Genomic DNA, 26,295 nt, shown 5'->3' on the forward strand with positions numbered 1-26,295 from the left:
GCGCCTTTTTCCTCCTTCGCCGCCCCGGGCAACGCTTTGTTAACCCGCGGCTCCGTATGGTTAATGCGGGTATACCGCCATCACCGGTGATCCTTTCAGGCCGGCCAAATGTACCGCATCGACTTCAACAAGCTGCGCTTTCTCGTCTGTGACGACAATCCGCACATGCGCCGCATCCTGCGCACGCTGCTGCATTCGTTCGGCGCCCGCGAGGTCAACGAGGCCGAGGACGGCGCGACCGCACTCGAGATGTATACTCATTTCTCCCCCGACATCGTCATCACCGACTGGGCGATGCCGATCTTCGACGGGCTCGAGCTTGCGCAGATGATCCGGCAGCCCGAAGCCAAGGGCAACCCCTACGCGCCGATCATCATGCTGACGGGACATTCGGAGAAGCGCCGCGTCACCGTCGCGCGCGATGCCGGAGTGACGGAATTCCTCGCCAAGCCGATCTCGGCGAAGGGACTGTATCAGCGCATCCTCAACGTGGTTGCCAATCCGCGTCCGTTCATCAAGACCAAGACCTACTTCGGTCCGGACCGGCGCCGCAACACCAACACCGCTTATATCGGGCCAGAGCGTCGGATCGGCGGCGAGGCCGAGATCTTCCAGCAACCGTCACTTCTGGATAAGGCGCGCTCCGCGGTTTAGGAGCGCGGCAGTGAGCCCGCGTTAACGCAATCCGGGGATCGACGCCCAGAGCGCCCAATTCCTCGGCTATGAATCGGGGCAATGAGTCGATTTGCGTTGGTCGGCATCATCAGGGGATATCGAGATGGCGAAAGACAAGGCCTCGGCGATCCAGGTCAAGACCTACACCTCGCATCACGTCATCACCCAGCCCAATCCGCTGAAGAAGGTGCTGCGCCGCGCCGAGGAGAAGGATCTCGACGATCCTATCGCGCGCGCGGAAGCCGCGCTTGCCGGGCTATCCGGCGAGTTCAAGTCGTGGATGGACACCGAGGCCGATCGCCTGACAAAGGCTTACGGTGCCGTTCTGAACAATGGCTTCGACGACGACGCCTGCGAGGAGATGTTCCGCGCCGCCCACGACATCAAGGGCGATGCCGCGACCTTCGGCTATCCCGCGGCCGCCGAGGTCGCCGACAGCCTGTGCCGGATCATCGAGCACGCGCCGGATCTCGAAAAGGTCCCCGTCGAGTTGTTCGAGCATCACGTCAACGCCATCCAGGCGATCGTGCATGACCATACGAAGTACCACAGCCCGACCGTCGCTGCCGAATTGAGCCGCCGGCTGCGCCGCGTCGCCGACGACTACCTGCTCCAGGTCAACCGCAACCGGCCGGAGCATCTCGAAGCGATCCTGGCGCCGAGCCTGGTGCCGAGCGATCAGCCGTAATCGGATGGCGATCACGTAGGGTGGGCAAAGCCGCCGCCGCAAAGCGGCGGCAGCGTGCCCACCATGGATCAGCAATCTCTCGGCAAGTCGGTGGGCACGGCGCCACCGCGCGCTCGAACGTGGCGATATCTGCGACGCGCCTTTGCCCACCCTACGGCAGCGGACGCGGCTCACGCCGCGATCAGTCCGAACTCCAGCCCGGCCACGAAATCCTCCGCCATCACCTCGTCGCAGAACTCGCGGGCCTCGTCGCGGGCGGATTCGGTGGCGAAGCGGCGCAGCAGGATCAGCAACGGCTCGGCGGCATCACGGTCGGTGGCGCAATGGGTGAGCACGCGCTCCACCATCTTGCGGCGCAGGATCGCTGCTCCGCTCAAGGTGTCGGCAAATCCGTTCTCGCGGCAGACTTCGAGCGCGATGCTGAAGGCCTCGAAGGTGGTGTCGGGAATGCCCGCCTTGCGCAGCAGCCCCTGCAGGCTGGCGCGGCCGCGATCGTTGAGCAGCGCCGACACCCGGGCCCGCGGCATGTCGGCGAGCTCCGACAGCGCGATCTCGAACAATTCGACGTTGCCGGAGAGAAGTGCGCGCAGGATCAGGCCCGCGGTGAGTTGCGAGGTTGCACGCAGATGCTGGACCAGCCCGCGCAGCTCCTCGCCGCGCGACCGCGCCGCGATGGTAATGGTCGAGCGGTCGCGCGCCTCATTGGTGATGCGCCCTGCTTTGTCGGCACTGAGCCAATTCCTGGCGACGACGAACTGCGCCAGTGTCTCGGAGAGCTTGTCGACCAGCGCCGCCCGCGTCGCGGCCGGCAGGTCGTCCAGGACCAGCATCGCTTCGCGGATGGCGGCGAGATGGCCGTGGCGCTCGACGATGCGGTCCCAGGAGAACGGCGCTAGCTCGGCATAGGCGTTCTCGATCAGCTCGAGTGCGGCGGCGGCGCTTCCGACTTCGGCGATCGCGGCGCAGACCGGCGCCGGCAGGCCGACGCGGCGCGCGATCGCGCATTGTGTGTCGGAGTTGCCGGTCGCGACGATGTCGACGAGGTCGGCATCGATCAGCAGCGGCGAATGTTCGAGGATGATGGCGGCGACAGAAGCCTGGTCCGTGGCGAGCTCCTGGACGATGGCGGCCGGCGCCTCCTCCGAGCGGGCGAACACCTCCGCCATCGCCTGACGCACCAACGGCGACGGATCGTCCAGCAGCATGAGGAGCGCGCCCTCCGCGGCGCCGCGATCCTCATCGCAGAGATCCGACAACAACCACGCCCGCGCGAGCGCCCTGGTGGCCTCTGCCCGCTCACCGGCGGGTGCGGTTCTGACCCAACTGAGAAACTGCCGAACGATCATGGTCTTTCCGGCTTACGCAACTTGCAGACAAAGGCCACGAGGGCCTCAACAGCACCGAAAATAAACCACGACGCTTAACAAAGCGTTCACCATAAGTAGCTGGTTTTGTTGATGTTTTGTTAAGGAGGGAAATTAAAACTATATTATGCTACCTCTGAATGTCTCATTTGGCCGTAATCCAACGGGCGAAATGCGGCCGCCGCCGGCAGTGCAAGCCGTGGCGGAAGGTCGAAAATAGTTCTTTTTGATCAATGGTTCAGCGACGAGTGCGGACCGCCTTAGCCGGCACATCAGCCCGAAAAGGTGCCGTGGGGATCGCTGAACAGGTCGAGTCTGCGCTGGCCATTGCCGCCGCCATCGTTACCGCCGCCCTCCGACGAGGCCGCGCTAGCGACCGATGAGCGGCCCCACAATTCGCGCACTGTCGGCGAGACCGCCTGGCTCGACTGGCCGTCAACCTGGAATAGCGAGCGAAACATCGGGTCCGCCGGCCGGTTGGCGGCCGATGCGTCGGCCGTCGTCGAAGATGCGGCTTGCGACGAGCCGCGCGCATCCGGAAACATCGACAGGAAGGTGGCGGTGTCCGTCGTCGGCAGCGCACCACCGCCGGCCGCATTGGCCGCGACGTTCGCCGATGCCCCTCCATAAAGGGCGAGCGCCCCGCGCGTCGCCGAGGAGTTGGCGGCGCCGGCATAGCGCGTGTTCAGCACCGCATAGACCTGGGACACGCTGCGGGCTTGTCCGTCGCGATCGTAGAAGATCGGCCGGTTGGCCGCGGCGGCGCTGGGAAACATCCGCGCGGCCGACGCATTCGGCGTCTCCTGGGTGCTGGTGATCAGCTTCGCGGCGCCGCCGACACCCATGAAGTGCGCCATGTAGAGCTCGGCATCGGTCGGCCGACGGCCGATCTTGCCGGCGAGCTGGAAGCTGTTCGATTGCGTGAGCGCAGCGGCCATCGCGGACGACGCCTGCGGGTCGTCGCGCAGCTTCATGATCGCCTGCCGCATTCCGGGATCGCTGACCGTGTAGTCGCCGGACGATGTCCGGGTGATCGCGTCGGCATATTGGCCATAGCCGAGATCGGCGCCGGCTTCCTTCACGGTGCCGAGCCAAGTCTGGTCGATGAACTGGTAGAGCCCGCGCGCTGATGACGTCGAGGCGCCGGCGGTCGGATTGAAGTCCGACTCCATCTTGGCGGTCGACAACAGATATTCGAAGCTGGTGCCGACGCTGTCCGCGGCCTGCTTGATTGCGCCGGCGACCTTCGCCCGGACGCCATCAAGGAAACCGGTGGACGAGGAGTTGGATGCGTCGACCGACATGGGAAGACCCGCTGTTTGCAGATTCGCTGGCAGACGAACGCGCCGGAAACGTCCGGCAAAATGCGGCGGATATGGTTAATGGCGGGTTAATTCGCAGGGCCCGACCGGGCCAATGAACGACCGGGCACGTCAGGACGCAGGTCGCTGGCCTACTTGCGATAGACCTCGGCGGGATCGAACAGCCTGTCGGCATCGACGAACACGAGCCGCGCGCCACTGCCGTCATCCGATCGCTCGACCTTGCGATAGAAGCAGGAACGGCGGCCGGTGTGGCACGCCGCGCCGGCCTGCTCGACGCGCAGCCAGACCGCGTCCTGGTCGCAATCGGTGCGCATCTCGACCACGCGCTGGGTCTGGCCCGAGCTCTCACCCTTGCGCCACAACGCATTGCGCGAGCGGCTGAAATACCAGGCTTCGCCGGTCGCCACCGTCTTGCGCAGGGCCTCCTCGTTCATGTGGGCGACCATCAGCACGTCGCCGCTCACGGCATCGGTCGTCACACAGGTGACGAGGCCGGCCGCGTCGAACTTGGGCAGGAAGGCCAAGCCCTCCTCGCGCTCAACTGAGGATGAAGACACGAAACTCTCTGCTCAACGGGTTGGCAGGCTTACCGTTGCGGCGACCGCACCATGGACAGGAAGCGCGACTGCTCGGCCGGATTGTCCCTGAACATGCCGGTGAAGCGGCTGGTGAAGGTGATGGCGCCGTGCTTGGCGACGCCCCGCACCGACATGCAGGTGTGCTCGGCCTCGATCATGACGGCGACGCCGCGCGGCTTCAGCACCTCGTCGATCGCGGCCGCGATCTGGGCGGTGAGATGCTCCTGGGTCTGCAGGCGGCGGGCGAAGATGTCGGTCAGGCGCGCCAGCTTGGACAGGCCGACCACCCGCTCGACCGGCGTATAGGCGATATGCGCGCGACCGTAGAAGGGCATCATGTGATGCTCGCATTGCGACGTGAACTCGATGTCGCGAATCAGCACGAAGTCGTCGTAGCCGGCGGTCTCGCCGAAGGTGCGGTCGAGCACCTCGGCCGGGCACTGGTGATAGCCCTGGTACAGCTCGTCATAGGCCTCGACGACCCGGCGCGGCGTATCGACCAGCCCCTCGCGGGTCGGATCCTCGCCGATGTAATTCAACAGCGTATAGACTGCGGCCTCGGCCTCGGCCCGCGACGGCCTGGCACGGTCGGGCCGCACGGCGGCAGCGAGAAACTCGGCGGGATCGAGCTCTGCAGCGCGAGCGTCAGTCAGCTTGGCGTCTAACGGCTTGCCCTCGGGCTTGTTCGCACGCAACGTCTTGATCAAAGTGTCCATCTCAACTCCGTTCGACCGGTCGGCGGTCCGACCGGAGTGTCACCGGCACAGCATCACCTTGAGGGCGTCACCTGCAGAGGTGCCACACGCAGGCTTGGCGCCTCTCGCGCCGGACGCCTGTGGATGTGGCTGGAATTCCTGCCAATCGTTTCCATATACTCGCAATATAGGGCGATGAAACCCGGCCGCCAAGGCCGCCACGCCGGTAATTCCGGGACGTCAGGCACATGCTGAACGACATCTACAACAAGCGCATCATCGAGCTCGCCGGCAACATTCCGCGGCTCGGACGGCTGGACCACCCGGACGCCACTGCCACCGCCCATTCCAAGCTGTGCGGCTCGACCGTCAAGGTCGACCTCAAGATGGACGGGCCCGTGGTGACCGACTTCGCCCATGACGTGAAGGCCTGCGCCCTCGGCCAGGCCTCCTCCTCGATCATGGCCCGCCACGTCGTCGGTTCCAGCGCCGCGGAGCTGCGCGAGCTGCGGGAGACGGTCCGGAGGATGCTGAAGGAGAACGGTGCGCCGCCGGAGGGCAAATGGGCCGACATTGCCCTGCTTGAGCCGGTGCGAGACTACAAGGCCCGCCACGCCTCCACGATGCTGACGTTCGACGCCGTGGTGGATGCCATCGGCCAGATCGAGGCCAAGACCAACGGCGAGCAGCCGACCGCGGCTCAGGGCTGAGGCGGCACCGCTTCCCACCCGTGCGTGCAGACTGACAGATCCATAGCCCGCATGAGCGCACCGGCATGCGGGAGCGGTCGTCGGCAAGCTCATGATTGGACGCGGAGGTCCGGCTCGCCCCGGCGACGTCGATGCCTATTGCTGCGGCGTCGTGGCGACCGTCGCTGGCGGCAGAGCCTCGGCGGTACGCGACAGTTGCCCCTTGTCGCGGTCCAGCGCCACGGAGAAGCGGTCCTGCTGCTTGTCCTTGGCCTGCGGCTTCGGTGCGAGCTCGGCGACCGGCACGGCCCCCTTCGGCGGCAGCACCTCGGCAACCAGATCCGTGGTCACGACGTTGGTGAGCCGCAGCTCGGCGCGTGACAGCTCATGCAGGTCCTCCCAGGGCGGCACGTTCAGCGCCAGCGACAGCAGATCGCCCGCTCCGCCCATCTCGAAGGTGTATTTGGCGAGACGCCCGATGTCGCGCTCGACGATCATCAGGTCCTGCGCCGTATAGCTCGCCGCCTTGGCGTCGTCGGCGCGGTCTCCCATCCAGATCTGGTGAACGCGGACATGGGCCGTGTCCGGAACATAACGCGTGGTTCCAGCCAGCAGCAGGAACACGCACATCGACTCGCAATAGGCCTCGGGCATGACGCGCGGCCGGTCACCCGCGCGGCTCGGACGCTGGGTCATGCCGACGGTGGTGCGCATCTTCAGCCCACGGAACCGGCGGCCCAAGGTGATGGCGTCGTTGACCGAGCCGCCGCTGGAGTCGAGCACCAGGGTGGCCCCCGTCAGGTCGCGATCCCTCGCGAAATCCTCGAAATCCTTCGGCGTATCGCCGGTGACGATCCCGACTGCACTGACCCAGCCGCAATTCGGCTCGCAGGCGACCCAACCGAACCGCATCGGGAGTTTGCGCTCTTCGAGCGCGCCGCCGGCGCGCGCCGTGTTTGACATGATGGTGATCGCGCTACCGACCACCACACCAAGCGCTGCAACACCAAGTAGCATCCAGCGCAATTCACGCGACCGCAGCAATCTCACGCGCAATCCGTCCCCCTCGTCAAGCTCGGTACGCAGTTCCTCGGTTTTCTCGCGGAAAGACCTGACAACCTGGCCTCAAATCCGTTATTAGTCTGTCACATCCTTGTCGGGAAACGTATCCGGGCAATCACCGACCGTCCAGCTGCGGCGTGCTGCGGCGCCGCTGAAAACCGGCCATTGTTGCATCACATCACCACAAATGAACGCGAGCCGGGTTCCCTGCCGAGGAACCGGTCAAAAGTTCGCACATCCATCTGGCATCGCGCTCATGAAGCACTCATGCTCTGACATCGGCTGCCATTCTGCGCACATCGGGTCGCTGCTGGCCCGACTCCCGCGGCGCGCTGCTCACGCGCTGATCTGGCTGTACCGCCACACATTGTCGCCGCTGGTCGGCTACAATTGTCGGCACCTGCCGACCTGCTCGGTCTATGCCGATGAGGCCATCGAACGCTTCGGACTCTGGGCGGGCGGGTGGATGACGCTCGCCCGTCTGCTGCGCTGCCAGCCCTTTGGCACCTCGGGCATCGACAACGTCCCAACAACGGCTCCCACAGGCGCTCACTGGTATCTGCCTTGGCGCTACGCGCGATGGCGCGGCGTCAACGGCCCGGGCTGATGTGCAGCGCAACAGACGTCGCGCTCGTCAATTGATCTGCAGCACATGGCCCTGGCGAAATCTCGGGCTACGATTATCCTTACGTCACGAGCCGGCGCTCCCATCAGGAACCGCGCTGCCTCGACCTGCATTGATGTGATGCTTCCTTCGGGAGGAAAACAACGATGCGCTGGACAATCAGCCCCAGAAGCAACCGTTCCCGCAAGAGCATCGGTCCAGATCAGGCCGGCCACCACGACGCACGCCAGGTGGATCTACTCTGCATCATCGCTTTGTTGATCGTCATTGTCGGTGCCTGGCGCTATCTTGCCGACAGCACCGCCCTGCCCCCGCCGACGACGTCCTACATCGTGCCCAGCCAGAGCGTGCACTGGTGATATTCACCCCCTACCATCTCGGCCAGAAGATGAAATCGTCGCGCCGCGGCGGCGGATAGAGAGGAACCGGCTCCAGCGGCCGCGGCACGCGCCGGGCGCGCGGCGGTGGCTGGTAATCCGTTTCTGCAGGGGCGCTCGCTTCGGCCGAGACCGTCGCGTCGGCCGGAGGCGATCTCACCGCGAGCAGGACATTCGATTCACGCGTGCGCCAACGATAGCCGATCCCGAATTCCAGCGGCTGCGCACGCTCGAACAGCCTCGCATAGCTCCTCTGGTACATGTCTGGGAATTTGTCGATCGGCCCCGCATAGCGCCCGAACGGCAGGAAACGCCAGGCCAGCGCCTCATAGCTCGCGAGCGGGATGCCGGAATCGTCCTGGATGACGGTGGCGCTGTTCTTCAGCAGCCAGCTGCGGACCCGTGCGAAGCCGTTCTCATGCAACAGATAAGACGCGCTCTTCAGGAGACTGTCGCCCGGCCCCAGCGGCTCGCAGAACTTGAACAACCCGCTGGCCTTCACGCCGGAATCGGAGAGATCAGCGGAGAAGTAGTAGAGCGTCTTCGCGACCCCGTCGGCGCCGGCAAACAGGATGCGCGCGCCCTTGGTCGCATTGCGCGTCGGCGGCTCGTTGTTTCCGTGCAATCCGCCATTCTCGTCCAACCAGATCAGACTGGCCTCGCGGATCGTCTTGCCGGTGCGCGCCAGGAAGACGTAGAGAATTGGCAAGGTCCCTTCGAGTTCGCCTTCGCGCAAGTCGACCTTCATGTCCTTGGTGATAAAGAAGGAGAAACTCAGGATCGATTGCAACGAGCGTTCGACATAGGACAGCGCCGGGCCGATGCTGCCTCGGGGCAATCTGGTCAGGTCCGGGATCGGGCCGGTCGGCTCGAGCGCCACCAGGACATAGGTCGTTGCCTTCGGATGAAAGGCATCGGCATAGAGAAAATCCGGCCCCGAGAAGAAATAGAACATCGCCGGCCGCGGCGCGGCCAGATTGGCATCCGCCCAGGCCCTGATCTTCGACAATTGTCGCTGCTCGAGCTGATTGAAGGCGTTGTCGAAGAACGCCGCGTGCCGCCGCCATGCCGGATCCTGCACGAAGGGCACGAGCGGCGAGCCCGCCGCTGGCGCCATGCCCGCCAGCACCCGCGCCGTATCGTCCGGCGTGATGGTCTGAGCTCGAGCCTCGAAGCTCATGGCAAGGATCAGACATGCGACGGCGAACCAGACTCTCGAGGCCAACAGCATTTCAATCCGAACCCGATGCGAGCGTTGCGGTGATACGGCGCGATCGCGCGTGAGCGAGCCAATAGATCAGCAATCCCGACGCCATTGCGCCTGCGCCGAGCCCTGCCTGCAACGGCCGCGTCGCGACGAGATAGTACATCATGAAGAAGGTCACGCTGAGGAAGATCAACGGCGTGACCGGATAGCCCCAGGCGCGGTAGGGTCGCGTGAGTTCGGGCTGCGCGATGCGCAGCTTGAACAGTCCGAGCACAGCGAGAAACGAGCAGGACAAGAGCGAGAACTGGACGAGATCCAGCACCGCCTCGAAGCTCTCCGTGAACAGCATCAGGGTGGCCACCGTGAGCTGGAACAGGACGGCATATGCCGGCGCCCCGTTGCGCGAGCGCCGCGCGAACACCGACAGCGCCGGAATGTCCTCGCCCATTGTCATCAGCACGCGCGGGCCGATCCACATCATCGCGGCAATGGAAGGAACCAGTCCGATGCAGATCATCGCGGCCACGAAGCGCCCGCCGGTCTCGCCGAAGATATGACTGCCCGCGATGCTCGCGACCTGGAGTTGGCCCGCGAGCGCGTCCATCGGTGCGGCTCGCAGGAAAACCGCGTTGAGCGCGATGTAGAGCACCAGAACGATCACCGTGCCCAACAGCAGCGCGCGCGGCAAGGTCCGCTCCGGCGCATGCAACTCGCCGATGATGTAGGTCGCCGCGTTCCAGCCGGAGAACGCGTACATCACGAACACCAGTCCGGTCGCGAACGCCGCGCTCGTCACGTGACCGACATCGGTCACGGTTGGCAGGAACGTCACCGGTTGCGGGGTGGCGATGGTGTAGCCGGCGATCAGGAAGGCGGTGATGAGCCCGAGCTTCAGCACGGTCGACAACAGCTGGAAACGGCTCGACTGCCTGATGCCGCCGAGTTGCACTGCTGTCACGAGCCAGACAGCGCCGGTGGCGAGCAGCAGCGGCGGAGCGCCCGGGATGACGGCACGACCATATTCTCCGAACGCCATGGCCGCGAGCGCCACCGGCGCCGCGAAGCCCACCGTCGCCGAGACCCACCCGGCCATGAAGCCGATCGCCGGGTGGAACGCCCGCGTGAGAAAATTGTACTCGCCGCTCGAGCGCGGAAACATCGTGCCGAGTTCGGCATAGGACAGTGCCCCGCAGATCGACACCAATCCCCCGACCGCCCACAGCACCAGAATGGAGAAGCCCGACGGGATGTCCCGGACTTGGAAGCCGAGGCTGGTGAAGACGCCGACCCCGATCATGTCGGCGATGACGATAGCAGTCGCGACCGGAAGCGACACAGATGGAACCCGGTCGCCGTCTGTCCGGCCCCGGCCGGGATCGTCCGCCTCGGATGCAGCCATCTCGTCGAAGGACGCCCGGCGCCCCTTCCTCTGCTTCAGCCCAGGTTCCCGCCGAAGCATTCAAACATCGTTAACGGGCGTTAAATATGACCTTCATCAAGGGTATTTATGAACCGATTTCGGACAGGCTGGGCTGCGACATTGCATTGGGCCGCCAGGCGTCCCACAATCGCGACACGTTCGCGTGGTGTGTCCCGGTGCGCCCGGGGTTGGCCGGACACGATCCTTAACGCGACCTCAATTTCGGCGGCGCAGGTTGAACGAGATCCGCTGGTTGAAGAGCCGTGTTGCGGCTCGAACTCGTCTTTGGGGACGGATGATCGGGGAAGACCATAACGTCTTGAGGTCTGTGCGCAGAGGTTGGTGCCTCTGGTGGCGCGCGGCTTTGGCGCTGGCGATCTGCCTTTCGTTCACGCATTGCGGCAAGGCCCCCAATCCCGAGGCGTTGGCCGCCAACGCGTCGACGGCCCAGGGGCTGACCTTCGACGATCGTTTTCCGGCACCTGAATTCAGCGACCGTTTCCCGTCCGCGCAGGAGAGTTTTCGGCTTCACACGCCCTCCGACTTCGCCCCGAAGCCGGCGCCCTCTCAGATCGCATCGCTGGAGCCGCAGCGGCCGGGACGGCCGCAGCGTGAGGAACTGACGACCCTCATCAGCATGAAGTCGTCGGCCTTTCCCTATTTCGGCAACAATCCGGCGTCCGACGCACCGTTCCTGAACGTCAGCAGCGGTGAGCGCCGCGGCCACCGCAGCTTCTCCGGCCGCGTCTACTGGCAGGACCAGACCTACAACGACAGCCGTGTGCTGGTGCACGTCCCCGAACAATTCGATGTGCGCAAGCCGGGCGTGATCGTCGTGTTCTTCCATGGAAACGGCGCCACGCTGGAGCGCGACGTGCGCGACCGCCAGTTGGTGCCGCAGCAGATCACCGCGGCCGGCGTCAACGCGGTGCTGCTCGCGCCGCAGATGGCCGTCGACGCCGCCGATTCGAGCGCCGGCAAGTTCTGGCAGCCCGGCGGCTTCAAGCGCTTCATGGACGAGGCCGCGGCCAGCCTCGCCCGCCTGACCGGCGATCCGGCAAGCGCGAAGACTTTCGCCGGCATGCCCATCGTAATCGTCGGCTACAGCGGCGGCTTCCTCCCCACGGCATGGAGCCTCGAGGTCGGCGGCATCAGCGACCGCGTGCGCGGCGTCGTGCTGCTCGATGCGGTCTACGGCCAGCTCGACAAGTTCGCCAACTGGATCGAGCGCAGCCGCTCCGGCTTTTTCATCAGCTCCTACACGCGCTATACCGCGCGGCATGATCAGGAACTGATGGCGATGCTGCGCAATCGCGGCATCGAAGTCTCCGAAGACATGGACCGGCCGCTGCGCCCGGGCAGCGTCGTCTTCGTCGAGACCGACGAGGGCATCACCCATCGCGACTACGTCACGCAGGCCTGGACTCGCAACCCGATCAAGGATGTGCTGGTCAAGATGGCGGCCGCCCAGCCGCCGATCCGGATTGCGGCCGGAGCCCAGGACATGTCGAACCGCGTGTCGAGCCGCTGAGAGAGCGGCCGCCGCAACGCCTCAGGACTTCGGCAGCTTCTCGACGAAGCCGTTGAAGCAGGCGAGCCGCTCGTCCTCTTCCTTGGTGAACTTGCAGTCGCCGACCGCCTTGGCCTTCATCGCCTTCGGCTTGGCGGCTGGCGGAATGACGGCGTCGTAGCAGTTCAGGCGCTCCTTGGTTCCGTCATCGATCTCCAGGCAGGCCTGGAGCTTGGCGGCCGCCGATTGCGGCTTGGCCGGCGCTGCGGCGGCGGTCTTCGTCCCCTTCGGCTTGACCTGCACCAGCGGTCGGTCACCGACCATCGGCGCGCTCTGGGCCAGCGCAGGGGTGCACAGCAGCACTGCAGCCAGGCTCAACATCATCTTCTTCATGCCATATCTCTCTCATCCGACCCGTGGGCACGCGAGGACGTCCGTCGATGCTACTCGCCGGCCGTGGCAGAATCCACGCCCCAGCAGCCCCCACGACATCGGCCTTTAATCCGGTCGGGCCGGCTTTGCCAAGCGTCAACCCGCTGCTCAGGCCGGAACCGCGATCCGCGCGCGCTGGCGGCTGGCCAGGATTGCCAGCAATGCCAGGGTCAGGAACATCAGTGCGACGTAGCCGGCGGCGCCGAGCAGGTCGCGCGCGAACAGGCTGCCGCCGATCGCGGAGCCGATGGCTTGGCCGATATAGAGCACGGAGGTGTTGAGCGACACCGAAGCCGAGGCGAGCGGCGGCGCGGCTGCCACCAGCCGAACCTGCTGCATCGAATTGGTGGACGCAAACCCCAACCCCCAGATGGCGACCGCCACCGCCATGAGGCCGTAGGTGCCTGCCGCCAGCGTCCAGGCCGACACGCCGGCGAACATCAGGCAGGTGAACAAGAGCGACGTCCGGTAGGCTCCCCAGCCATCGACGATCCGGGTTGCGATGACGACGCCGAGAAAGCCGCAGGCGCCGTAGATCGCGAACACCAGGCCGATCTGGTTGGAGTCGGCGCCAGTCAGGCGCTTCAGCAGCGGTCCCATGAAGGTGAAGATCACGAACTGTCCCGACATCTGCAGGGTCGTGACCAGGAGCAGCAGGACCACCAGGCGGTTGCGGCCGAGTTCGGTCCAGGTCTTCAACGCGACCGGCGCGCCCTTCAGGCCGGATGGCAGGCGCCACGTCAGCAGCACGAAGCTGACCGCGCCGGCCGCACCGACCGCGAGATAGGCGGCTCGCCAACCGGAATGACTGCCGATGAAGGTGATCATGGGCAGCCCCACGGCGGCCGCCAGCGACCAGCCCAGGAAGACATAGGCGATGGTGCTGCCGCGTCTCTCGACCGGGCTGATCAGCGCCGCCGTTCCGGCGGCCTGCGGGGTATAGAGAGCGCCGACCGCGAGCATCACGAGGCGCAGCGCGAGCAGGCTCGCATAATCGGGCGCAAACGCCGAGCCGAGATTGCCGAGCGTGAGCACCAAGAGCGTCGCTGCGAGCAGACGGCGGCGGTCGAAGCGGCTCGTCAGCCAGGCGGTCAAGGGCGAGCAGATGCAGAGCACCACCGCGCCGAAGGTGATCAGGAGCCCCGCCGTCTGAACGCCGACAGCAAGATCCGAGGCGAGCTCCGGCAGCAGGCCGGCGGGCGCGAGCACCGAGCAGCCGGTGACGAGATTGCCGAGCATGAGCGCGGTCGGCGCAAAGCGCCCGGGAGCGGATGTGGATGTCATCGCGCCTCAATAGCAGAGAATTTCATGCATTTGCATGAAAATGTCTCATGCCGTCCATGACTTTCTCTCGTCCTGCCTCCTTCGTCCTGGCCGCCATTCTCGTCAGGGCGCGGGGACGGGCTGCGCCGCCGAGGCCTGCGGCGAGGGAATCTGCGTCCACGGAACCGGCGTCCCCGTCGGACGGACGGTGGCCTTGGACGGCGGGCAGCTCTCGGTCAGCATCTTCAGGGCAGATTGCAGGCCTTCGCTGCTCACCGGAAATGTCGAGACATTGCGACGCGCGACAGTCAACAGGGCATCGCTCAGCTCGGCCGACGGCATCAAGGCCAGCGTTTTCACCTGGCTTGCATTCAGGAACACGCCCCAGGTCTCGCGATCGCCCGACCGCCGGGGCGGCGAGAGGAAATTGAGCCGCAGATCTCCGCTCGCCATCGCCAGCGGACCTGGCGGCGAGCCGGACGGCGCGATGCGCTCGACGTCGAGCTCGAAGCGGTCCTGATCGAAGCAGACCATCTGCAAGCGCGTCGTCTGGAACGTGCTCTCACCGTCCTTGCGGGCGAGAATGGTCTTGTAGGCAATCCCACGGCTGGCGGTCTCGAACATCCAGGGACTTTCGACCCGCTGCCGCCTGTCGAGCGCAAACCGCGCAATCTCCTCCCGCGTCAGGATGCGCATGCTCTCGAACGGGACAGACCGCGCCACCGTCAGCAGACCGGGATCCGCGCCGAGCTTGGTGATGTAGTCGAGCACCATCTTGTCGGCCCGCGCCATCGCCTGCTGCATCGCCTGCGCCCGCATCTCGCGGGTCGGCACGCCGCCGGTGAAGTTCAGGATGACGCGCGGCGAATGCACCGCGAGCGTCGCATCCGCTGCGATGTCACGCGTGGGCGCGCCGAGCAGCAGGTAGGGACAGGCCGAATTGCACGTCGCCCCCCGCGTCCAGACCTCGCCATGCAGCTCGCGTCCGGACAGCTTCAGCTTGCTACAAGCTTCGCCCTCCTGAGGCTCGAAGCCGCACTCGCGCAAGGTGGTACGTCCCACCCGCACGGCGGCCTTGCGCTCGCGCAGCATGTCGCCGATGGCGAGCGCCTGCTGCAGATTGCCGCCTGGAGAATTGAAGTAGATCGGCAATCTGCGCTCGCCGATCTGCTTCATGAACTTGCGGAAGCGCGCGGCGGCGCCGCCGTCGATCTTGCCTTCGGCGGCGATCCAGCTGTCACAGCCATGTCCACAGGCGTCCGAGGAGCCCTTGACGAGCGCGAACGCAATCGGCGCCGAGCCATCTGCGATCCGCGGCGACGGGGCGCGGCGCGCGGCCGGCCTGGACTCCGTTGCAGGTCTGGCCGGGGGCCTAGGCTGCGCCGCCGGCTTCGGCTGCAAAGCCTTTTGCTGCGAAGGAGGCCTCGGCTGGATCATGGATCTGGACTGGTCCGCGGGCCTTGTTGCCGCCGGAACGGCCGCGAGCGACGACAGGCTCGACAGCACGCACATGATCAGTGCGGCCCCAACATGAATGCCGCCGCGCCGACAAACGGAGAGCGGCGCCTCCCCTGCAGACTCCATCGCCAAACGCGTCCCCACGCCCCGAACACTTGAAGTTGTATCATACCGGCCCGCGGCGGCAATCTCCGCATCGCCCCACCGGCCGCAATTGGGCGGTTTTCCCGTCCCTCTCCCGGTTGCAGCCTGAAAATCCCCTGCTATACCCCTTGCTCCCGCTTACCTGCGCTCGTTCGCAGGAGTGAGCTCAAGGAGTGACCCATGTCCGATCCGAAATCGCCTGATTCCAAGTCCGACCAGCAAAAGTCCAATTTCCAATACAGCCTCAGCAACCTGAAGCCCGCCACCCCGGTCGAGAAGATCACCATCAGCTTCCCAGACGGCGCCCGGCGTGAATATCCCAGGGGCACCACCGGTCTCGACATTGCCAAAGGCATCTCGCCCTCGCTCGCCAAGCGCACCGTCGCGATGGCGCTGAACGGCGACCTCGTCGACCTCGACGATCCCATCACCGAGGACGCCAAGCTCGAGCTCGTCGACCGCGACGACCCGCGCGCGCTGGAATTGATCCGGCACGATTGCGCGCACGTGCTCGCCGAGGCCGTGCAATCGCTGTGGCCGGGCACCCAGGTCACGATCGGTCCGGTGATCGAGAACGGCTTCTATTACGACTTCTTCCGCAACGAGCCGTTCACGCCCGAAGACTTCGCCGCGATCGAGAAGAAGATGCGCGAGATCATCGGCCGCGACAAACCCTTCACCAAGGAGGTGTGGGACCGCGAGAAGACCAAGCAGGTGTTCCGCGACAAGGGCGAGGCGTTCAAGGTCGAGCTGGTCGACGCCATTCCGGGCAACGAGCCGATCAAGATCTACTACCAGGGCGACTGGTTCGACCTGTGCCGTGGTCCGCACATGACCTCGACGGGGAAGATCGGCAACGCCTTCAAATTGATGAAGGTGGCGGGCGCGTATTGGCGCGGCGATTCCAACAACCCGATGCTGACCCGCATCTACGGCACCGCCTTCGCCAAGCAGGAGCAGCTCGACGCCTACCTCAAGCAGATCGAGGAGGCCGAGAAGCGCGACCACCGCAAGCTCGGCCGCGAGCTCGACCTGTTTCATTTCCAGGAGGAAGGTCCGGGCGTCGTGTTCTGGCATCCCAAAGGCTGGAGCATCTTCCAGGCGCTGATCGCCTATATGCGCCGGCGTCTCGCCGGCGAGTATGACGAGGTCAACGCGCCGCAGATCCTCGACAAGTCGCTGTGGGAGACCTCCGGTCACTGGAACTGGTATCGCGAGAACATGTTCGCAGCGCAGTCCGCCGGCGACGAGGCCGAGGACAAGCGCTGGTTCGCGCTCAAGCCGATGAACTGCCCGGGTCACGTGCAGATCTTCAAGCACGGCCTGAAGAGCTACCGCGACCTGCCGCTGCGGCTCGCCGAGTTCGGCGTCGTGCATCGCTACGAGGCCTCCGGCGCCATGCACGGCCTGATGCGCGTGCGCGGCTTCACCCAGGACGATGCGCATGTGTTCTGCACCGAGGACCAGCTCGCGGACGAGTGCCTGAAGATCAACGACCTGATCCTGTCGACCTACTCGGACTTCGGCTTCGAGGGCGAATTGACGGTGAAGCTCTCGACCCGGCCGGACAAGCGCGTCGGCACCGACGAGATGTGGGATCACGCCGAGCGCGTGATGGCGACCGTGCTGAACGAGATCAAGGCGCAGAGCAACCACATCCGCACCGAGATCAATCCGGGCGAAGGCGCGTTCTACGGGCCGAAGTTCGAGTATGTGCTGCGCGATGCCATCGGCCGCGACTGGCAGTGCGGCACCACGCAGGTCGACTTCAACCTGCCGGAGCGGTTCGGCGCGTTCTACATCGATGCCGACGGCGCCAAGAAGGCGCCGGTGATGGTCCACCGCGCCATCTGCGGCTCGATGGAGCGCTTCATCGGCATCTTGATCGAGCACTATGCCGGCAGCTTCCCGCTGTGGCTGGCGCCGACGCAGGTGGTCGTCACCACCATCACCTCGGAAGGCGACGAATACGCCAAGCAGGTGCTGGCGGCGTTGCGGCGCGCGGGTCTGCGGGCCGAGATCGACCTGCGCAACGAGAAGATCAACTACAAGGTCCGCGAGCACTCGCTGCAGAAGATCCCGGCCCTGCTCGTCGTCGGCAAGAAGGAGGCCGAGACGCATTCGGTCTCCGTCCGCCGGCTCGGCCGCGACGGCCAGACCGTGATGCCGACCGCGGAAGCGATCGCCGCTTTGGTCGACGAGGCGACGCCGCCGGACGTGCGGCGCCGTCAGCGCGAGGCGGCGTGAGCTGTCCCGGTTCGTAGCCCGCATGAGCGCAGCGACAGGCGGGAACGGTTTCCCCGGGTGTCGCTTGCGCTCACCCGGGCTACGGGCGCTGCTATGCCGACAGGGTGGCCACGGCATCCGTCGCACTCCCATCCCGGCCCGCCGCCTGCCGCGCCACCTCGGCGCATTCGGCCATGTAGAGGAACATCGTCGCGAGCATCCGCTCGATCGCCTCGCGTCCCCTTGGCAGGATGGTGATGGCCTCGGTGCCGCGGACGAGCAGGCCCTTCTCCTCCGCATCCCGCAGCAAGGTCAGCACGTGCTTGCGTGACACCGAAAAACGCGTCGCCAGTCCATTGATGGAGAGCGGCACGGGACCATCGGGCGGGAACGGCTGGTCCGGCCCGCCCCCTTGGGCCAGGCTGAACAGGATCACCATGCCGGCGGTGCGCTCGGCAAACGGCTCCAGCTCCGGCGCGCCATCGAGCACCCGCACACCGGCGATGAAGCGGCGGCCGAGCTCGAGCACGAAGGTCTTCACGAAGGCCGGATCGTTCAGCGCCGCCCGATAAGCCACGGCGGCCGGCAGCACCGCGCTCATCGCGTCGAACTGCACGCCCCACCGCTCGCGATGCAGCGCGATGAGCTGGTCGGTCGGCACCAGCGGACGCCGGCGTCGGTCGAGATTGGAGGCGGACGCGACCAGCCCGGCCGCGCGCATCAGCGCCAGCATCGCCTCGCAGCGGCCGCGGCTGCACAGGCCGAGCCTGACGCACATCTCCTTCATGGCGCCGACGGTGAGGCCGAGCTCGCCATCGCGCTGCTCGGCGAAGTGCAGGTACAGCGCGACATGTGGAAACAGCGCCCGCGCCCGGTCGCTCAGCAGCGCATTGAGGATGCGGTCGCCCCGGTAGAGCCTGACGGCAGCCTCGGTCGACGCCCGCATCGCCGCGGCGAAACCCGGTTCGCGGCGCAGCCGCACGACGGCATCAACTGAAGGTGTCAGCGCTGTCATTCCCACCGCAAGTCTGCTGCCCCGGCCGGCCGCGAGCTGCGGTCTCCAGCGTCATCTTTTTACCGATCCACCCAAATTTCCACAATTGCCACGGCCGAGGCTGGCGGCGGACCGATGGCCGCAGCCAACCAGGCCGGGGCCGCCGTGTGAGGCGAAAGATTGCAGGATTCACGTCACGGCTGCACGGCAGCTTGAGCAGAGCGCGCGCCGCCTGCGGCTGCGGCAACACGCGGTAGAACCGATCAAAACGCCGTTCCGTGGTCTCGTTGCAGGCGAAGGCGCATGCTATCTGTCCCGCGTGCAACCAACGAGACATCACGACGTGACCGATGCGATTGAACTGCTGAAGACCCGCCGCTCCGTGAAGCCGCGCGAGATGAGCGGCCCCGGCCCCTCGCCCGCCGAGCTCGACACCATCCTGACCATCGGCGCCCGCGTGCCCGACCATGGCAAGCTCGCGCCGTGGCGCTTCATCGTGTTCGAGGGCGACGGCCGCCGCCGCGCCGGTGAGGTCATCGCGTCCGTCTTCGCCAAGAACAACCCGCAGGCGAGCGCGGCCGAGCTTGAGGTCGAGAAGAACCGCCTGATGGAGGCGCCGCTGGTGATCGGCCTCGTCAGCTTCACCCGGCCGCATCCCAAGGTGCCGGCCTATGAGCAGGAGCTCTCCGCCGGCGCCAGCGCGATGAACATCCTGACCGCGGCCACCGCGCTCGGCTATGGCGGCTGCTGGCTGTCCGGCTGGTTCATGTTCGATCGCGATGTGATGAACGGGCTCGGCCTGAAGCCGCAGGAGAAGCTCGCCGGGCTCATTCATATCGGCAAGCCGACCAAGCCGAGCGAGGACCGGCCACGCCCGGCGCTGGCGGAGATCGTGACGCGGTTCTGACAACGCAGCCCGCAGTCCGTAGCCCGCATGAGCGAAGCGACATGCGGGGACGGTGTTCCCCGGAGACGCTCCGCTCGCCCGGGCTACGCGCCGCGCACTCGTCAACCATCACGCTGCCTTCGACGACCGCGCGCCGAACTGCGCCAGCAACGCCGCGATCTCCGATGCCGGCTTTGCGGCGCTGAACAGAAAGCCCTGGACCTGGTTGCAGCCTTCGGCGCGCAGCCAGTCGAGCTGATCCGATGTCTCGACGCCCTCGGCGGTGGTGATGATGTTGAGGCTCTTGCCGAGGCCGGAGATGGCCCGGACGATGGCGAGGCAGTCGGAGCGCTGCGCGAGATCCTTCACGAAGGAGCGGTCGATCTTGATCTTGTCGAACGGGAAGCTGCGCAGATAGCTCAGGCTGGAATAGCCGGTGCCGAAATCATCCATCGAGATGCGGATGCCGAGCTGGCGCAGCTGATGCAGCGTCGCCAGATTGGCCTCGGTCTCCGCGAGCAGGATCGACTCGGTGATCTCCAGCTCGAGCCGCTCCGGCGCCAGCGCCGACTGCGCCAGCGCCTGGACCACGACCTGCACCAGGTTGCGGCTGCGGAACTGCACGGCGGAGAGGTTCACCGCCACCTTGATGCCATCGGGCCATCGTGCCGCCTCGTGGCAGGCCTCGCGCAGCACCCATTCGCCGAGCGGCACGATCAGGCCAATGTCCTCAGCCACAGGGATGAAGTCGGCCGGCGAGATCATGCCCTTGTCGGGATGACGCCAGCGCAGCAGGCATTCGAAGGCAGAGATGGCGTTGGTCGCGACATCGACCAGCGGCTGGTAGTGCAGCTCGAACTCGCCATGCGCGAAGGCGCGGCGCAGATCGTGCTCCATGTCGCGCCGCTTCTGCGCCTGGCGGTCCATCTCCTTTTCGAAGAAGCGATGCACGCGGCCGCCGTCCTGCTTGGCGCGATACAGCGCCATGTCGGCGTTCTTCATCAGCTCCTCGCAGCTCGCGCCGTCGCCCGGCGACAGCGCGATGCCGATGGAGGCGCCGATCACGAGCTCATTGCCGTCGATGTCATAGGGCGCGCCGAGCGCCGCGATCAGGCAGGCGGCGCACTCGCTTGCGTCGCTGGCGCTGCTCTGGCTGATGATCACCGCGAACTCGTCGCCGCCGAGCCGCGCCGCCAGCTTGCCGCCATGCATCTGCTGCGTCAGGCGGCCGGCGACCGCCTGCAGCAGCCGGTCGCCCATCGGATGACCGAAGGAGTCGTTGACGGTCTTGAACAGGTCGAGGTCGATGCACATCACCGCGATGCGCCGGTCGGCCGCGCCGGCGCCGTCGAGCTCCTGCGTGAGGCGCTGCTGGAAGAACTCGCGGTTCGGCAGGCCGGTCAGCCCGTCATGGTGCGCCATGTAGGCGATGCGCGCCTCGGCGCGACGGCGCTCGGTGATATCGACGATCGCGACCAGCACGCCGTCGCGGCCATCGAAGGTGATCTCTCGGCCATAGGTCAGCACCTCGATCTCGCTGCCATCGGCCTTGCGATGGCGCCAGTCGCGATGAAACAGGTCACCGTCGGCAAGCCGCAACAGCGCGTCATCCAGGCTTTCCCATTCGCCCGGCGGCCAGAGATCCCAGACGTTCATGCAAAGGAGGTCCGCCCGGCCGTAGCCGTAGTGGCCGACCATCGCATCGTTGACATTGAGGATCTGCGCGGTCTTCGCGTCGAGAATGCACATCGGCACCGGATTGGCGTCGAACAGCAGCCGGAACGACGCCTCGCGCCGCTTCAGCGCGGTCACATCGGCAATGGTCAATGAGATGATGTCGCCAAAGGCGTGGGCGCCGAGCCTGAGACTGCGGGCTTCGCTGTCGAGCTCGAACTGGTCGCTTCGCCCCTGCGTGACGACATCGAACAGCCGCGCCATCACCTCGGGCGTGCACAGCATGTTGCCGCCCTGCTTCAGGCGATGCCATTGCAGCGTCGCCGATGGCAGCCTGAGCAGCTCGGCCGCCGCGCGATTGTGATGGACGACCTGAAAATCGCAGGGCATGCCGACGCTGTCGCGGATGGTTGCGAGCGAGACCACGCCGTCATCCGTCGTCGAGAAGATCGCATCGAGCAGATTATATTGCGCGTCGCGCTCGTTGACATAGGTCCCGACCAGCGTGCTGCCCCACCGCGAGTTGGTCGGCAGCGCCAGGACGTCATAGCTGCGAACCATGCCGTCGCGCACGCAATGCGCATGGGCGAGATAGGGCTGGCCGCTGGCGAGCGCGCAGTTGGCGGCCTCCACCAGCACGGTGGCGCAATCCGGCGACACGGCCTCGACCGCGACGTCCCAGCGTTCGTCCTGCAGCCATTGCTGGACATAGCGGCCGCTGCGCGAAATCTGCAGGCCGCCGTCCCGATTGTTGAGCACCGCGATATGATCGGCGAGACGGCCGAGGCTGCCCAGCATGACGTCCTCGTAGCGCGGCAGGCGCTGGCCGGGCTTCAACGCGGCCTGCCATTTGCGCCTGAGCACCGGGATGTCGTCAAACAGATCGCTGCTGATCGTCGTCAACGCCTTGGTCGTCGCGGCACTCATCATTCCCACTCAATCGCCACCCTGTCGGTCCCGGCGGTATCTGAAGCAGACGCGGCTTTAACGAGCTGTAAATGCATTGGCTTCGCGCGTGGCGCGCAGCGATTGTGACAGTTTTAAGTGGTTCCATGGTTATCGCGCATTAGCGACTGTGACAGCATCGCTTCACGTTCGTCGCCTATGTCGCAACGGCGAGGTCGATACCGATACGGCATAGATGCGGATGTGAACCTGCGATCTCGCGACAATATCTGCCCGAGTTTTGCTGATCGAACCGCCCTCTTCGAACAGAGGGCGCAGGGAGAGCCGGACCTCGACTGAGGTCCGTGGCCCGCCTGCGAAAAAAATGCAGGCGGCAGGTACCACGGGTCAGCCGGAAACCCGGCCCTCCCTGCGCGATGGCTGAACGGCTGCTTCGCGTTCTCCCTGGTGCGCCGGGCTTTCTGGCCACCATCCCCACGCGAAGCGAAGCCTCAACGTGAGTTGATATCAGCATCGGGATATCAGGACCGCGCGACTTGACCGTGCGCAGCGAATTGTTCGTCGGCGCGAGAGACTCGCGCTGCAATCCACCACGCCCACCGCTCCCCGCCTCGCGTCTCGTGACGACCGCGATACGCCCCTCATCTCGAGGCGGGATGCGCGGAAAGATCGACCTGATTTGCCCGACGACACAAGAACTAATAACTGCGACAAAGTAACCCGACGGGCAGATGCGGCACGACTTAGCGAGTCGTGTCGCGCACCACTGCTTCGACAATCACCGCTGTCGTCCCGGCCTTGAGCCGGGCCCCATAGCCACCGGCCGCGGTGATGCGGGCCACTGACAGCGACATCCCCCGATAGCATCCGCGGTATGGGTCCCGGCGTTCGCCGGGACGACACCCGTGGTCAGGCGCGCTCCTGCCAAAAACGCTGTTCTTGCATCACTCCTCCTCCAAACGGATGCCAGCGTCGCTCAGCGCCTGCATGATCCGCTCGATGTCCTCGGGTTCGACTGTGTTACCCGGGCAAAGTGCGTTCAGCTCGTCGAACGTGATCCAGCCCTTGCGCTCGCCGATCTCGATGGCATGGCGGATGACGTCGGATATCTGCATGCGGCTCTCCCGGAGACTGGCTCTCATAGATGGCGGGGAGAGTCGGTGTCCTTCTGCGGGGCCATTTCGCGTGCGAGCCGCTTACCGCGCCAGCACCTCGACCTCGCCGTCGACGCCGTTGACGACGCTGAAGGAGCGCTCGAACACCTTGCCTTCGTTCTTGGCGATGGCGCGGTAGTCGCCTTCGGACAGCACGACCTTGGGGAAGGCGCCGATCGATTCCTTGATCACGTCGCCGCCGGGGTTGATGACCGACCAGGCCGTGTTGGCGAGCGCCTCGCCGCCCTTGTCGGAGACGAGCTTCAAGGTGATGACCGCGGCGCGATGCGTCACCGTGACATCGGTGAGCTTGCCGGCCTGGACGCGGATGTCGGAGCGCACCACCGAGTTGGCGTCGCCATAGTTGGAGACGATATAATAGGTCCCCTCCGGCAGCATCAGCATGTCGCCGGCGGCGACGTTCGGCACCAGCGGCGCCCGCTCGCGGCCGTCGAACTGGCTGCCCTTGTAGATGGCAAACGAGATCTGGTTCTGCGGGATCTTGCTGGTGCCGACCCTGCCCTCGAGACGCAGGCCCCCGGCCGGCAGCACGAAGGATTCGCGATCGGTCTCCGGCTTCAGGTTCACCGACCTGACCGCGCTGACGAGGCCGAGCGCGACATGAACGACATAGGTACCGGGCGGCAGCACGATGTTCGGCGTCGCGCCGCGATCCTCGCGCAGCATCTTGAAGGCGCCGGATTCGTCCGGCCGGTCGGCGAACACGCGCCAGACCAGCCCGCCATTGATGTTCGGCAGGTCCTTGCCGAACCGCGCCGACAGCGACAGCACGCCCTGATTGGGGGCTGCGGCCGGCGGGGCGGCAACCGGGGGGATCGCAGCCGGCGCGCCGGGTGGAATCGCGGCGACCGGCGGTCCCGGCAGCGCCTGGGGTGCCGGCGGCGGAATGGGGCCGGAGGGTGGTGCCAGGCTGACCGCTGCCCCGGGATCGGGCACCGAGGCCGGCGGAACCGGCGGCGGCCTGTCGCTGAACAGTTGCGCTGCGGCCGGCGACATTGAGAGTCCGGTCAGCGGGCACGACAAGGCAAGCACAAGCCATAGCCGCCCGCTGCGCCGGAATCTGGTGAACCCGCGACCTGTCGTCATCGTCCTGCTTTTGACCGAAAACGCGGCAAATTCAAGCCTCTACTCAACTGTCCCCGAGGAACCGCATGAGCGGCGCGCGACTTGGTCGCATTCTCCGGCGGTGAGCGGCCGGAGCGCGCAGTTCCGTCCAGGAGAGCGTTCACATCAGCGGCATCCGATGCTTCCGTCGACCCGGCATAAAGGATGCTTCTGGTAGGCTGGTGCTAGACTGTCATGCGTCATGAGTCCGTTGCCGACTCATTGCACACAGTATGCGTAGGCGTGGAGATCTCGGTGCTGGATATTCTGAAAGGACGCCGTGCGAGCGGAACCGAAGGTTCCGATGTCGGTCTTGGGACGATCCGCAAGCCGGTCATCGGCTTGGCACTCGGCGGCGGTGCGGCGCGCGGCTTTGCCCATATCGGCGTGCTCCGAACCCTGATGGCGCACGGCATCGTGCCCGACGTCGTGGTCGGCACCTCGATCGGGGCCGTGGTCGGCGGTGCCTATGCGGCCGGCCAGCTCGATACCCTGGAGGAATGGGCGCGCAGCCTGCAGATGCGCAACATCCTCGGCTATCTCGACATCCGCCTCAACGGCTCCGGCCTGATCGGCGGCGAGAAGCTCGCCGCCCAGCTCGAAGCCTCGCTCGGCCGCGTCACCATCGAGGAGCTGCCGATGAAGGTCGCAACCGTAGCGACCGAAATCCGCACCGGTCACGAGATCTGGCTGACCCATGGCAGCCTGGTCGATGCGATGCGCGCCTCCTACGCCCTGCCCGGCATCTTCGCGCCGGTCCTGATCGGCGACCGCTGGCTGGTCGACGGCGCCATGGTGAACCCGGTGCCGGTGTCGGCGGCGCGCGCGCTCGGCGCCGAGATCGTGATCGCCGCCAACCTGTCCAGCGACGTGTTCACGCATTCGACGACGATCTACTCGCATGGCCAGCCGGTCGAGGTGCCGGAGACGGTGATGGAGAGCGCGCCGCCCAAGCGCCGCTTCGGCAGGCTGTTCTCGCCGGAGCGCGCGGTGAAGCGGCAGTTCTTCGGCGGCGGCGGCCGGCCGGGCATCTCATCGGTGATGGTCGATGCCTTCAACATCATGCAGGACCGCATCACCCGCGCACGTCTCGCCGGCGATCCGCCGGACCTTCTGATCTCGCCGCGCGTCGGCCAGATCGGCTGGTTCGACTTCCACCGCGCGGCCGACCTCATCGCGTTCGGCACCAGGGCGGCCGAACGTGCGCTGGATTCGATCCAGGAGACCATCGGCCAGGCGACCGGCGCGGTGACGCCGACCGGCGGCGGAGCGACGACTACGCCGTCTTGATGTACTGACGCAGGGCTTCCTGCTCGGTCTCGTATTCCTGGACGCGCCACTTCACGACGTCGCCGATCGAGATCAGGCCGACGACGACGCCGCCCTCGATCACCGGCAGATGGCGGAACTTGCCGTTCGTCATCACTTCCATGATCGAGGCGACGGTATCCGCCGGCTTGCAGCTCACCACCCGCCGCGTCATCACGTTCGACACCGGCTCGGTCAGCGCCGAGGCGCCGCGCTCGCCGAGCGCGCGGACGATGTCGCGCTCGGATAGGATGCCCTCCATCCGGGAGCCCGACATCACCAGCACAGCGCCGATCTTGCGGTCAGCGAGCCGCTTGGCGGCTTCGGCGAGTGTGGTCTGGGACTCGACGCTCTCGACCTGATGGCCCTTGATGTCGAGGATCGCACGTACTGTCATTGCTCGTCTCCTTCAGGGGCCGGTGTGCCTTCTTGAGCGAGGCGTCGTTGCGGCCGATGCTTCCAGCGATCGTCAGTCAAGCGAGTCTTCAATCAACAGTCTGGCAACGCAAC

General features: G+C 66.0%; 24 protein-coding genes. 9 read left to right on the forward strand and 15 right to left on the reverse strand.

Translation table 11 applies throughout. From position 1 onward, the window contains the following. The first annotated feature begins 108 nt into the window (after positions 1–108). Together QX039_RS16095 and QX039_RS16100 are read left to right on the forward strand one after the other, a co-directional pair. Complete coding sequence (locus QX039_RS16095) at positions 109–654, forward strand: response regulator (protein WP_172107934.1); 546 nt, start codon at positions 109–111, stop codon at positions 652–654. A 124-nt stretch (positions 655–778) separates the two neighbouring features. Next, entirely contained in the window at positions 779–1,363 is a 585-nt protein-coding gene (locus QX039_RS16100; protein ID WP_315737523.1) for an Hpt domain-containing protein, read from the forward strand. Positions 1,364–1,533: 170 nt separating this feature from the next. On the opposite strand, the gene QX039_RS16105 is transcribed toward QX039_RS16100, so the two are convergent. From QX039_RS16105 to folE, 4 genes are all read right to left on the reverse strand, one after another. Further along, a complete protein-coding gene (locus QX039_RS16105) occupies positions 1,534–2,709 on the reverse strand; it encodes a DUF2336 domain-containing protein (protein WP_315737522.1) in 1,176 nt (391 codons plus the stop codon). Between the two features lie 290 nt (positions 2,710–2,999). Then, the gene (locus tag QX039_RS16110; RefSeq protein WP_315737521.1) at positions 3,000–4,031 is read right to left on the reverse strand and encodes a lytic transglycosylase domain-containing protein; all 1,032 of its coding nucleotides are present in this window, start codon (positions 4,029–4,031) and stop codon (positions 3,000–3,002) included. Between the two features lie 149 nt (positions 4,032–4,180). Then, entirely contained in the window at positions 4,181–4,609 is a 429-nt protein-coding gene (gene hisI, locus QX039_RS16115) for a phosphoribosyl-AMP cyclohydrolase (RefSeq protein ID WP_315737520.1), read from the reverse strand. Between the two features lie 29 nt (positions 4,610–4,638). Continuing rightward, the gene (gene folE / locus QX039_RS16120; RefSeq protein ID WP_315737519.1) at positions 4,639–5,346 is read right to left on the reverse strand and encodes a GTP cyclohydrolase I FolE; all 708 of its coding nucleotides are present in this window, start codon (positions 5,344–5,346) and stop codon (positions 4,639–4,641) included. Positions 5,347–5,573: 227 nt separating this feature from the next. Here folE and QX039_RS16125 point away from each other — a divergent pair, with 227 nt between their 5' ends. Beyond that, positions 5,574–6,035, forward strand: a complete 462-nt coding sequence (locus QX039_RS16125) for an iron-sulfur cluster assembly scaffold protein (protein ID WP_315737518.1) — start codon at positions 5,574–5,576, stop codon at positions 6,033–6,035. 135 nt (positions 6,036–6,170) lie between these two features. Here the strand turns inward: QX039_RS16125 and QX039_RS16130 are convergent, their stop codons facing one another. Next, positions 6,171–7,070, reverse strand: coding sequence for a hypothetical protein (locus QX039_RS16130; RefSeq protein ID WP_315737517.1), 900 nt, complete (start codon positions 7,068–7,070; stop codon positions 6,171–6,173). A 262-nt stretch (positions 7,071–7,332) separates the two neighbouring features. On the opposite strand from QX039_RS16130, the gene yidD reads away from it, so the two are divergent. After that, the gene (gene yidD, locus QX039_RS16135) at positions 7,333–7,683 is read left to right on the forward strand and encodes a membrane protein insertion efficiency factor YidD (RefSeq protein WP_315737516.1); all 351 of its coding nucleotides are present in this window, start codon (positions 7,333–7,335) and stop codon (positions 7,681–7,683) included. Positions 7,684–7,847: 164 nt separating this feature from the next. Further along, complete coding sequence (locus QX039_RS16140) at positions 7,848–8,060, forward strand: hypothetical protein (RefSeq protein ID WP_315737515.1); 213 nt, start codon at positions 7,848–7,850, stop codon at positions 8,058–8,060. Between the two features lie 10 nt (positions 8,061–8,070). Here QX039_RS16140 and QX039_RS16145 read toward each other — a convergent pair whose 3' ends face one another. Together QX039_RS16145 and QX039_RS16150 are read right to left on the reverse strand one after the other, a co-directional pair. Continuing rightward, positions 8,071–9,309 carry a hypothetical protein gene (locus QX039_RS16145; protein ID WP_409998841.1) on the reverse strand — a complete coding sequence of 413 codons (1,239 nt, stop codon included), beginning with the start codon at positions 9,307–9,309 and terminating at the stop codon, positions 8,071–8,073. Between the two features lies 1 nt (position 9,310). Continuing rightward, entirely contained in the window at positions 9,311–10,684 is a 1,374-nt protein-coding gene (locus QX039_RS16150; protein WP_315737728.1) for an APC family permease, read from the reverse strand. A 316-nt stretch (positions 10,685–11,000) separates the two neighbouring features. On the opposite strand from QX039_RS16150, the gene QX039_RS16155 reads away from it, so the two are divergent. Beyond that, positions 11,001–12,236 (forward strand): alpha/beta hydrolase, encoded by a 1,236-nt coding sequence (locus QX039_RS16155; RefSeq protein WP_409998840.1) that lies wholly within the window; start codon positions 11,001–11,003, stop codon positions 12,234–12,236. Between the two features lie 21 nt (positions 12,237–12,257). On the opposite strand, the gene QX039_RS16160 is transcribed toward QX039_RS16155, so the two are convergent. The 3 genes from QX039_RS16160 to QX039_RS16170 all read right to left on the reverse strand — a co-directional run bounded on the left by QX039_RS16160 (position 12,258) and on the right by QX039_RS16170 (position 15,311). After that, positions 12,258–12,608, reverse strand: coding sequence for a hypothetical protein (locus tag QX039_RS16160; RefSeq protein WP_315737513.1), 351 nt, complete (start codon positions 12,606–12,608; stop codon positions 12,258–12,260). A gap of 147 nt (positions 12,609–12,755) precedes the next feature. After that, positions 12,756–13,931: an MFS transporter gene (locus QX039_RS16165; RefSeq protein ID WP_315737512.1), complete on the reverse strand. Its 1,176-nt coding sequence runs from the start codon at positions 13,929–13,931 to the stop codon at positions 12,756–12,758. Between the two features lie 102 nt (positions 13,932–14,033). After that, positions 14,034–15,311 (reverse strand): hypothetical protein, encoded by a 1,278-nt coding sequence (locus QX039_RS16170; protein WP_315737511.1) that lies wholly within the window; start codon positions 15,309–15,311, stop codon positions 14,034–14,036. Between the two features lie 381 nt (positions 15,312–15,692). Between QX039_RS16170 and thrS the strand changes: the two genes are divergently transcribed. Next, the gene (gene thrS / locus QX039_RS16175; protein WP_315737510.1) at positions 15,693–17,759 is read left to right on the forward strand and encodes a threonine--tRNA ligase; all 2,067 of its coding nucleotides are present in this window, start codon (positions 15,693–15,695) and stop codon (positions 17,757–17,759) included. A gap of 91 nt (positions 17,760–17,850) precedes the next feature. On the opposite strand, the gene QX039_RS16180 is transcribed toward thrS, so the two are convergent. Then, positions 17,851–18,753 carry a hypothetical protein gene (locus QX039_RS16180; RefSeq protein ID WP_409998847.1) on the reverse strand — a complete coding sequence of 301 codons (903 nt, stop codon included), beginning with the start codon at positions 18,751–18,753 and terminating at the stop codon, positions 17,851–17,853. A gap of 322 nt (positions 18,754–19,075) precedes the next feature. On the opposite strand from QX039_RS16180, the gene QX039_RS16185 reads away from it, so the two are divergent. Next, a complete protein-coding gene (locus tag QX039_RS16185; RefSeq protein WP_315771097.1) occupies positions 19,076–19,639 on the forward strand; it encodes a nitroreductase in 564 nt (187 codons plus the stop codon). Positions 19,640–19,747: 108 nt separating this feature from the next. Here the strand turns inward: QX039_RS16185 and QX039_RS16190 are convergent, their stop codons facing one another. From QX039_RS16190 to QX039_RS16200, 3 genes are all read right to left on the reverse strand, one after another. Further along, complete coding sequence (locus QX039_RS16190) at positions 19,748–22,219, reverse strand: putative bifunctional diguanylate cyclase/phosphodiesterase (protein ID WP_315771096.1); 2,472 nt, start codon at positions 22,217–22,219, stop codon at positions 19,748–19,750. 923 nt (positions 22,220–23,142) lie between these two features. Next, complete coding sequence (locus QX039_RS16195) at positions 23,143–23,313, reverse strand: RNA polymerase sigma factor region1.1 domain-containing protein (protein ID WP_315771094.1); 171 nt, start codon at positions 23,311–23,313, stop codon at positions 23,143–23,145. An 81-nt stretch (positions 23,314–23,394) separates the two neighbouring features. Continuing rightward, complete coding sequence (locus QX039_RS16200) at positions 23,395–24,459, reverse strand: hypothetical protein (RefSeq protein ID WP_315771093.1); 1,065 nt, start codon at positions 24,457–24,459, stop codon at positions 23,395–23,397. 273 nt (positions 24,460–24,732) lie between these two features. Here QX039_RS16200 and QX039_RS16205 point away from each other — a divergent pair, with 273 nt between their 5' ends. Continuing rightward, the gene (locus QX039_RS16205; protein ID WP_315737504.1) at positions 24,733–25,767 is read left to right on the forward strand and encodes a patatin-like phospholipase family protein; all 1,035 of its coding nucleotides are present in this window, start codon (positions 24,733–24,735) and stop codon (positions 25,765–25,767) included. Here QX039_RS16205 and QX039_RS16210 read toward each other — a convergent pair. Continuing rightward, positions 25,754–26,182 (reverse strand): CBS domain-containing protein, encoded by a 429-nt coding sequence (locus tag QX039_RS16210; protein WP_315737503.1) that lies wholly within the window; start codon positions 26,180–26,182, stop codon positions 25,754–25,756. The two genes, QX039_RS16205 and QX039_RS16210, sit on opposite strands and share 14 nt — an antisense overlap. Between the last annotated feature and the right edge of the window lie 113 nt (positions 26,183–26,295).

Origin of the sequence: Bradyrhizobium sp. SZCCHNR1043 (assembly GCF_032489675.1) — a bacterium.
Taxonomy (GTDB): domain Bacteria; phylum Pseudomonadota; class Alphaproteobacteria; order Rhizobiales; family Xanthobacteraceae; genus Bradyrhizobium.